The sequence below is a fragment of the Streptococcus sp. CCH5-D3 genome (genome assembly GCF_001556435.1).
Lineage (GTDB): Bacteria > Bacillota > Bacilli > Lactobacillales > Streptococcaceae > Streptococcus.
The window spans coordinates 1-10,053 of the sequence record NZ_LSIW01000114.1; the positions used below are offsets into that span (position 1 = coordinate 1).

The 10,053-nt window shown below is 41.4% G+C and carries 5 protein-coding genes; 4 read left to right on the forward strand and 1 reads right to left on the reverse strand.

What is annotated here, in order from left to right:
• Positions 1 to 206: 206 nt before the first annotated feature.
• Positions 207 to 1,952 (forward strand): ABC transporter ATP-binding protein, encoded by a 1,746-nt coding sequence (locus AX662_RS07625; protein WP_060972095.1) that lies wholly within the window; start codon positions 207 to 209, stop codon positions 1,950 to 1,952.
• Positions 1,942 to 3,810: an ABC transporter ATP-binding protein gene (locus AX662_RS07630; RefSeq protein WP_060972096.1), complete on the forward strand. Its 1,869-nt coding sequence runs from the start codon at positions 1,942 to 1,944 to the stop codon at positions 3,808 to 3,810. Before AX662_RS07625 ends, AX662_RS07630 begins: the two co-directional genes overlap by 11 nt.
• 94 nt (positions 3,811 to 3,904) lie before the next feature.
• Here AX662_RS07630 and AX662_RS07635 read toward each other — a convergent pair whose 3' ends face one another.
• Complete coding sequence (locus tag AX662_RS07635) at positions 3,905 to 5,428, reverse strand: ATP-binding cassette domain-containing protein (RefSeq protein ID WP_060972097.1); 1,524 nt, start codon at positions 5,426 to 5,428, stop codon at positions 3,905 to 3,907.
• Between the two features lie 433 nt (positions 5,429 to 5,861).
• Here AX662_RS07635 and AX662_RS07640 point away from each other — a divergent pair, with 433 nt between their 5' ends.
• Both AX662_RS07640 and AX662_RS07645 read left to right on the forward strand, forming a co-directional pair.
• Positions 5,862 to 6,950 carry a hypothetical protein gene (locus tag AX662_RS07640; protein WP_060972098.1) on the forward strand — a complete coding sequence of 363 codons (1,089 nt, stop codon included), beginning with the start codon at positions 5,862 to 5,864 and terminating at the stop codon, positions 6,948 to 6,950.
• A 528-nt stretch (positions 6,951 to 7,478) separates the two neighbouring features.
• The coding region (locus tag AX662_RS07645; protein ID WP_156430704.1) for a Spy0128 family protein at positions 7,479 to 10,053 on the forward strand (2,575 nt) is incomplete at its 3' end.

The window sequence follows — 10,053 nt, forward strand, 5'->3', positions numbered from 1 at the left end:
GTTGCTCGCGATTCGACAGCTCGCTCTGCCCAAAAGCGATGCTTTCGCCGTGATGATATTCCTATAACTGCAGAAGCAGTTATAGGAAGCGGAGTTATCGAGACTTTGGCTCGATAACTAGTCATGGAACGACTGAGTCGGTCGCTGACGTCCGCCATCACTCAAGAAAGCATCAAAAAAGAAAAACAAATTAAACGGAGGTAATTATGTTTCAAACCCTTATCCCCCAGATAAAGGAATACAAGAAACCCTCAATCCTAGCGTCCGTCTTTATGACACTAGAAGTCATGTTTGAGATTTCCATTCCCTTTGTCATGGCTAATCTTTTGGACAAAGGAGTCCAGCAATCCAACATGTCTAACATTTGGCTCTACGGTGGCCTCATGCTGGTCTGCGCCTTTCTATCACTATTCTGCGGCATGCAGTCGGCTCGCTATGCAGCTTTTGCCTCTGCTGGATTTGCCAAGAATCTACGTCAGGCCATTTTCAAAAAGGTTCAAACATTCTCTTTTGAAAATATCGATAAGTTCTCAGCTGGTGGTTTGGTGACACGTATGATGACTGATGTTACCAACGTGCAGAACTCTTATCAGATGATTATCCGTGTCTGTGTGCGTGCACCACTTAACCTGATTTTTGCTATTGCAGCAGGTTTCTTGATCAATGCTGAAATGGCTTGGATTTTTGTTGGTGTAACGATCTTCCTTGGTGTGGTTTTGGCCATTATTACCAAAATCGTATATCCTCTTTTTACTCAAGTATTTGAGGCTTATGACAACCTTAATAACAGTATCAAGGAAAATATCACCAACATGCGTGTGGTGAAATCCTATGTTAAAGAGCAGGAAGAGACTGACAAATTTAAGAAGGCCTCACGTCGTATTTACAAGATGTTCATGCGTGCCATTCGTGTAGTTATCATGTCTAACCCAGCTATGATGTTGTCTATGTATGCGTCCTTCCTTATGATTTCCTGGTTTGGTGCCCATCTCATCGTTGGTGGTAGCTTAACTACAGGGGAATTGACTTCGATGTTCAGTTACACCATGACCATCCTCATGTCACTCATGATGTTCATGATGATCTTTGTCATGTTGTCTATCTCTACAGCATCTGTTGAACGTATTGATGAAGTTCTTAGCGCTGAAGCCACCATTGTTTCACCTGAAAATGGTTTAACAGAAGTTGCAGATGGTTCTATCAGCTTTGATCATGTGGATTTCTCATACACGGATGAAAATGGTGACAAGACCCATGTCCTCAAAGATATCACTTTGGATATTAAGTCTGGTGAAGTTATTGGTATCCTTGGTGGAACGGGTTCGGGTAAATCAAGCTTGGTTCAGCTGATTCCTCGTCTTTATGATGTGGAAGCAGGTCAGGTTAGGGTTGCCGGGCATGATGTTAAGGACTATGATTTGGATAGCTTACGTACGCAAGTTGCCATGGTCCTTCAAACCAATGTCCTTTTCTCAGGAACCATTAAAGAAAATATGCGTTGGGGAAATAAACAGGCAACAGATGAGGAAATCATTGAAGCTTGTAAGATTGCCCAAGCTGATGAATTTATCCAAGAGTTTAAGGATGGCTATGATACCAAGATTGAACGTGGTGGAGCCAATGTCTCAGGGGGACAACGTCAACGTCTTTGTATCGCACGTGCCCTTCTCATGAATCCGAAAATCTTGATTTTGGATGATTCGACATCGGCAGTCGATACCAAGACAGATAGTTTGATTCGTCAAGGCTTCGCTTCAAGTCTTAAGGACACGACCAAAATCATCATCGGTCAACGGATTTCATCTATCCAGGATGCCGACCGTATCATCGTCATGAATGATGGTCGTATCGATGCTATTGGTACTCATGACGACTTGGTGGCTAATAATGCTATCTATCGTGACGTCTACAAGATGCAAACACAAGGGAAAGGAGTAGCAGATGCAGAATAAGAAAAAAGCTAATTGGGGCTCTCTAGCACGTCTTCTACGATTTTTGTGGCAAGACTACAAACTTTCACTTAGTATTGCCTTTGTCCTCATTGTTGTTGCTTCTTTGGCAACGGTTAATTTGACGGCTTCGATTCAGTCCTTGGTTGACGTTTACGTTCAACCCATGCTCAAATCTGGCAGCCATGACTTTGCTCCACTGTTACGGTTCTTGACTTCAGTGGGTGTCTTCTGTCTTATTGGTGTGATTGCCAACTATGTGTCATCACTCCTCATGGCGACGATTTCGCAAGATTCTCTACGTTCTCTTCGTAATCAGCTCTTTGCTCGCATGCAAAAGCTTCCTGTTCGCTACTTTGACACTCACCAACACGGTGACATCATGTCTATTTACACCAACGACATCGATGCCCTTCGTCAGGCTGTTGAGCAATCTATTCCACAGTTGTTACAAACGGCCATTACCCTTATCGGGGTGACTGTAACCATGCTTACGGTTAGTCCTCTCCTCTTTATCGTGGTCCTAGTCATGGTAGGCATCATGTTTATGGTCATCAAAAATGTATCAGCCAAATCAGGTCGTTACTTCGGTGAACAACAAAAGAACCTAGGGATTGAGAATGGTTTTATCGAAGAAATGATGTCAGGTCAAAAGGTAGTCAAGGCCTTCGTCCACGAAGAAGAAAGCATGGCTGACTTTGACAAGATTAATGAACAACTCTTTGAATCGTCATATTTAGCCAATCGCTATGCCAATGTTCTCATGCCAATTCTTGGGAACTTAGGAAATGTTTCCTTTGTTTTGACTGCCTTGGTGGGGGGACTCTTCGCTCTAAATGGTGTCGGTGGTTTGACTATCGGTGGTCTCATGGCCTTCCTACAATTGAACCGTTCCTTCAACGGCCCAATTACTCAGGTGTCTCAACAACTTAACTTTGTCCTTATGGCCCTTGCTGGTGCTGACCGTATCTTTGACCTTTTGGATGAACCAGAAGAAGTTGACCAAGGTAAGGTGACTCTGGTTAACTACGAATTGGTAGATGGGAAAATGGTTGTGACAGACAAGAAAACCAATCTCTGGGCTTGGAAACACCCACGTCCAAATGGTGACTACGAATTGGTTGAGTTGGTCGGGAATGTGGTCTTCCAAGATGTTGATTTCTCTTACGATGGTAAGAAACAAATTCTTCATGGCGTTAACCTCTATGCAGACAAGGGGCAAAAGGTAGCCTTTGTCGGTGCGACAGGTGCTGGTAAGACGACGATTACCAATTTGATTAACCGTTTTTACGATATCCAATCTGGTGTGATTACTTATGATGGTATCGATGTGAAGCTGATTGAAAAAGATTCTCTTCGCCGATCACTTGGTATCGTGCTTCAGGATACCCATCTCTTCACAGGGACTATTGCTGAAAATATTGCCTACGGCCGTGCGGATGCGACTCGTGAAGAAATTCTTGAAGCTGCTCGTATTGCTAACGTGGATTCCTTTGTTCAACATCTGGACAATGGTTACGACACTGTTCTGACAGACGATGGTGCAGGCTTGTCTAATGGACAACGTCAACTGATTGCCATTGCGCGTGCTGCCCTTGCTAATGCACCGGTTCTTATCCTTGATGAAGCGACATCCTCTATTGACTCTCGTACCGAAAAAATGGTCCAAGAGGGGATGGACCGACTTATGGAAGGACGTACGGTCTTTGTTATTGCCCACCGTCTTTCAACCATCGTTAACTCTGACGTTATCATGGTTATGGACCACGGACGTATCATTGAACGTGGTGACCATGACAGCCTTATGGAACAAGGTGGTACCTACTACCGACTCTATACTGGTGGTCTTGAAATTGATTAAGATTAAAAGAACTCAGGTTTTGCCTGAGTTCTTTTGCATATGAAGAAAATGATTCTTTTGAGACTTTTCTTGTAAAAACGATAGATTTGATATCTTAAATCTCAACTTCTTCTAAACCATGTGAGTCTAGACGATAAATCTTTTGGCAAACTTGTCTGAGGTAGTTGACATCATGTGAGACTGTCAGAATGGCACCTGGATAGTTCTCGAAGAGCTGTCGGACTTGGGGTTGTGAGGTGGGTGAAAAATTTCTGGTTGGTTCATCTAAGATAAGGAGCTGAGGGCTTTCTAAGACCAGGTGTAGCAGGAGTAGTTTTCCTTTCTGTCCGCCAGATAAATCAGAAATGGCATGGTTCATTTCATCATGACTAAAGTTGAGGTTGGCGAGATGGGAGCTTATAACCTCTCGTTCAGACTTGTCGCCTGTCTTACTTAAAAACGCTATCGGTGACAAATCATTTTGAAAGATAGCGTCATAACGTTGAGGCATGTAGCCAATAGTCAGGTCTGTCTTCTTGCTAAGTTCTTGGTAGAGAAAGTGTAAGAGAGTAGATTTACCACAGCCGTTATCTCCAACAATACCAATTTTTTCTTGCCCTTTCAAAGAAAGTTTGAGATGGTCAATGGTTAGGTGAGGAGCGATGTTTATCTGCTTTTCATCCAGATTTAAGAGATATTTTCCCTGAGGTAGAGGAGTGATATGAGAGAAGAATAGTTCAATACTGTCTTCTTTATCAGGCATTTGTGTCATATCTTGGGCAAGACGGTCGTAGCGTTTCTCTTGCGAGAGGACTGCTTTCATCTTTTTGGCAACCAATCGTCCTTGCGTGCTATCATGCGTATTACGTAGGGTAGTTTGGACATTTTGTTTGATACGGCGATGCTTGGCCATGGCTTTGTCATAGGCTTTTTTCTCGGTTTTGGCTTGCTGTATCTGTTGCTGGAAGGCATCAGTGCGTTGCTGGCTATAGTTATCATAGTCGAGGTGCTCCACACTAGTCCTTGCCTGACGGCGACGTTTAAGGAGTTCCAGATGGATAATGGTATCTGCTGTCTGGCTTAGTAGGTCTTCGTCATGTGAGATATAGATTATGGTTTGATCAGAATGTTTGATAAAATTTTTTAGCCAAGTCATAGTAGTCAAGTCCATATCGTTTGAGGGCTCATCAAGAAAAATGATGTCGTGGGGACGGGCTAATTCTCGGATGAGTTGAATTTTGAGTTTCTCGCCACCTGACAGAGAGGAGACAAGCTGACTGCTAGCAAAACGCTCACTATCAAAATGAAGTTCATCAGCCAGACGATAGAGGGTAGCATAGTCTAGGTCATAAGTATCCGTAAAGAAGTAGTCGTTAAGGGTTAGGGATTGTAAGTCATCCGAAATCTGTTGGGGAATATAGACCTGTGGGCTATCTGGTTTATTAATAGTTCCCTCGTAAGAAAGATGGTCGAAATGTGCTTTAGGATTGACAAGAAGGGCAAGGAGACTAGATTTTCCATTGCCTTCCTCCCCAATGATGGCGACTTTTTCACCAGTAGCTATCGTTAGATTTAAGTCATGAACGAGTTCACGCAAATCTTTGGTATGGGTAATAGTTAGATGTTGAATCTGTATCATAGGACCTCCTAGGTCTGAGTGCTTGTTGATAGTGTTTCATGGAAAATATGGTTCTTACTTCAAACAATATCAAAGGTCAAAAAACAGTCCTACCTTATAAGATAGAACCGTCTTGAATCTAGCTAAAAAGCCCTCTAGGAGATAGTGATGGTGTGGATGCAAAAAAACGCAGATACCACCAATAAATTTTCTATAGAAAAAGAGCGCAAAAAAGACATGAAAACAATCTATCAAATAAAGCAGGTTTATTGTGAATAGACTTAGTTGTTCATGTCTCCATTTACCTCCGAATGTTACTTGCCTTGATTGTACGCTGTCCGAGAGATTTTGTCAAATGAAAATAAAATATCCAGTCCTATTAGACCGCCAATCTACCTTATCAATAGTCTCCACCTATGCTATACTAAAAGCAATACTAAAAATGGAGATTGTTATGGAAAATAAGTTTGTAAAGAAACCAACACCTAAGGGGGATAAGACCACAAAAATAGTTTTTATCGGTCTCTTAGTGGCATTGCTTTTTATAATCGCAGGAACGGCTATCTTTTTTGCTGTGAGTGGTAGCAGTAAGGCTACCAAAGGTTCAGCTACATCCAGTAAGTCGAGTACGACTGTCTATTCCGGCAGCAATGCAGAAGACCCCTTGTTCAAAATTACCCTGAAAACCTTCGGAGATAATAAGGAATTTTTACTCGTGACACCAAATCCTGGTCATGATAGAAACATGTTTAACATTGTGGGGGTAGCTGGTCAATACTTAGTCACTCAGGAGTACAAGGGGGGTGAATCTGGTAAGAAAAATGCCAAGGGTGAGACACTTTATAAGTATGACTACTTTAATATCTATATGTATGACACGGAAAAACCAAATCAAAAACCTAAACAAATTGACCTCTTGAAATTGGCTAAAAAAGCTGGGGATGAAGATTATTTAAATCAGGCAAGTCTAAGGCTTTTCATGCTTAATGAGCAAGCTTACTTACAAATGCCTTTTGGTGCGTCATCAGCGGATTTTGCTTCTAATAAAAAATACCTCAATCTCAAAACGCAAAAGATTGAGGAAATGAATATTCCAGCTAACTCGAATACTTTGGACTCGGAATTGGATTATGCCAATGTTGATATGCGTAAGACTTTAGAGCCTTTTGGACTTGAGATGTGGCCAGATGCAACTAATGGTAAGGATCTAGATTATCCAAGAGAAACACCAATTGCGAGTCTGCCTGCTCTTTATTACATTTCTGAAAAAGACAGAAGCCTCAATATGGATAGTACCAACTTTGCCAAAGAGCATAAGGATGCTTATGAATCGATTAAGACCAAACATGCTAGGATCTACACCATTCCAAGCAAGGTTAACAATGAAACCTGGTTCAATACCTTACTCCATTGGGTGGCACCTGAAGGCCAGGATGCCTACGAGTTACCGGTTAGGGCATTTAGACCGACTCAGGAAGAAGGGAAAGTCAAGTCCTACCAAGAATTGCAGACTTGGAATGACAACCATATCAGAAAAAAATAGAGGAACTTACCTCTGAAACCCATAAGACTATGAACCCAAGTCTATAATACTTGGGTTTTTTAGTGTTTTTGAAATGCTAATGGGAGACCTTAGTCGTGAAAGGGGATTATTAAATTGTGTATCAATGGTTTATCGAGGGTGTTACAGAATCGGATGGTTTGTAATAAGAAGGTAAAAATTAGAATCAAAGTGAGGAAATCAGCCAATAAAATGAGTTAAATCCTCTCATAAGTCTAACATCTTCCGTGAAAATCATGAGAAAGTTAGGAATGAAAAGAAAATAAAATAGAAATTTGAAAACGGTATAAAGCAAATAAAATCAAGGGTTTTACACTTGTAAGAATAAAAAACGAGCAAAAGTTGTTGGTTGAATTGTCAGACAACTTGATTTTTTTTAAAAAAGTTGACTTAATCACTTGACCATAAATTGTCAGAATGTTAGAATGTAATAGAATCATGAGTTCAAGTATAGGATTCTTGTATACTCGTGACCTATAACTAACTATTTCATACAGAGGGAGACTTGAAATGAAAGACATTTTCAACAGACGCCAACGCTTTTCATTGCGTAAATATTCGTTTGGTGTCGCTTCAGTCTTGCTAGGAACGGCACTCTTTGCTGCTCATACTGCACAGGCTGATGAGGTAACAGCGCCTGACGCTTCTTCATCAAATCCTGGTTCATCAGTTGAGGGCGAGAGTTCTTCAGACCTGGTTGAGACGTCAACAGCATCAACAGCTCAAGCAGATCCTACTGCAGCTGTATCTTCAACTGAGGCAACTGCGTCAACATTTAACTTGACGCCAGAAGCTTCAACAACAGATAAGGCTGCCGCAGAGACAACTGACAAACAAGCTACAGAAACTGCAAAACCTGAAGCAGCTAAACCAGCTTCAGAGACTGCAAAACCAACTGAAAAAGCTGCTACAGAAACAGCTAAACCAGCTACAGCGGCATCTACAAATGCAGCTAGCAACAACGTTGAAACAACAGCTTCAGCGACAACCGCTGCAGCAACTCCAGCTGCAACAGCGGCTAATCGTACTGCTGCAACAGCCGCTCCAGTAGCTGAAGAAACAGCAGCAGCCGAAACTGCGGCAGCAGCAACAAGTGTTAAGCCAAATGTCACAGCACGTGCTTACTCAGTTAGAGCAGCTGCTGAAGATCGCAGTGCAACACTTGATCGCGCTGCAACTGATATGACAAATGGTGGTGCTTTGGCAACAAGTCGTAGCCGTCGTAGCCGTCGTGCTGTTACAGACCACAATAACGAGCCGGTTGCTGTAGCAACTTTCCTAAAAGACGGTGAAGTTGCTACACCTGGTATGACGGATCCAAATGGTGCAACTGTTGCATCTCAAACCGTACCAGCTGGTTACCAAGCTAAAGAAGGCGACTTCTATACGTATGCTATTTGGGATCTTACTAAATTCAATGAACGTTATGGTACAAAATATTATGCGCGTGCCTATAAGAGATTTGATGACTCTACCGATACAACGGTTGAATTGCTCGACAAAAATACTGGTAGTGTAGTTGAAACTAGAACGATTACCGCTTCTAGTGGGGTTCAAAAGTTCACGACTACTACAGCAGCGTCTAATAGCCAATTAACTTTCCAAGTAGATTATAAAGCTGGAACTGCTCCAAAGGGTAAAAAAGCAGAACCATTTATTCAAAATGGTTATGCAGTTGGAAAGAGTATCACAGACTTAGTAGCTGGTGGGCACCAACTTACGCCTGCAGAGCAAGCACTTTATACTGCGGTTTATAACGCTCGTACTACAACAGATATTTTAAACGTTGTTGAACCAGCTTACAATGGTCGTACAATTACTGATTCAAACGCTAAAATACCAGTAACAATTAATAAAACAACTTACTATAAAGTAGTTGATAAAAACAATCCGACATTTAACGCCAATAAAACAGATAAAACTGTTCAAGATTATAAAGAAAATGGCAATGAAGTTGAGTTAGCTTCATACACTCTTAAAGCTGAAGAAGGACAACGTTTCACAGCATCTGGCGAACGTCAATTTGATGGATACAAACTTTATCAAGCAGCTGATGCAAATGATCAATCAGGTACTGTAAGTCGTCCTTACACCGTTGGTACGAAATTCATGGATGCGGACCGTTACGGTATCAAACGTATCAAAGAAGTTGTTGGAGAAGATGGTTCAGTCGTTATTCGTGTTTACTTGCTAGATCCAAGACAACAAAGCAAACGTTCTGATGGTTCATTAAGTACCGATGGCTATATGTTGCTAGCAGAAACTAAGCCGATTAAACCAGGTGAATGGAATTCACAGGATTTAGTTGTTAAGAAAACACCTCTTAGAACAATTTCATATACAGAAACTAATCCAAAAACTGGAGCAGTCACACAATATCCTAACGGTAAAGAAGTTCCATTTGACTTCCAAAAAGCTTCTGGATATGAACCATATCATTCTGTATTCGTGCCATTCTTAGGAGATGGAATTGGACACGGTTCAGATAATGCGCAATTAGAGCGTGGAGTTACAGGTATCGGTACCAACGTTGACTTGCTCAACACTTTGACACCGTACAAACAACCTATTTACTACTATGTCAAACAAGAACCTGTAACAGTTACTCCAGAAGTTGAAAAACAACTTGAAGGACGTGTACTTGTTGATGGTGAATTCAGCTTCAAGATCAAAGAAGTCAATGAAAACAAATCACTTCCTTCATATGAAGAAACTGTAACTAACAAAAACGGTAAAGCTACATTTAGTAAATTAAGCTTCAATAAAGTTGGTACCTACAAATATACAATCTCTGAGATTGCAGGTTCAGATGCAAACGTTGATTACGATGCAATGACAGTTACTATGACAGTTACTGTTACAGAGAACTCTAAAGGTGATTTGCAAGCTTCAGTTAAATACAGTGGTACTGGTGGATTTGCTTCAAGTGCAGATGATAAAGTCTTCAACAACTACGTTGTAGCTCCAGTTAAGACTCGTTTTGACTTCAGCAAAGCCCTTGCAGGTCGAGAGTTGAAAGCTGGTGAATTCAGCTTTGTATTGAAAGATTCAACTGGTAAAGTTCTTCAAACTAAGACAAATACTA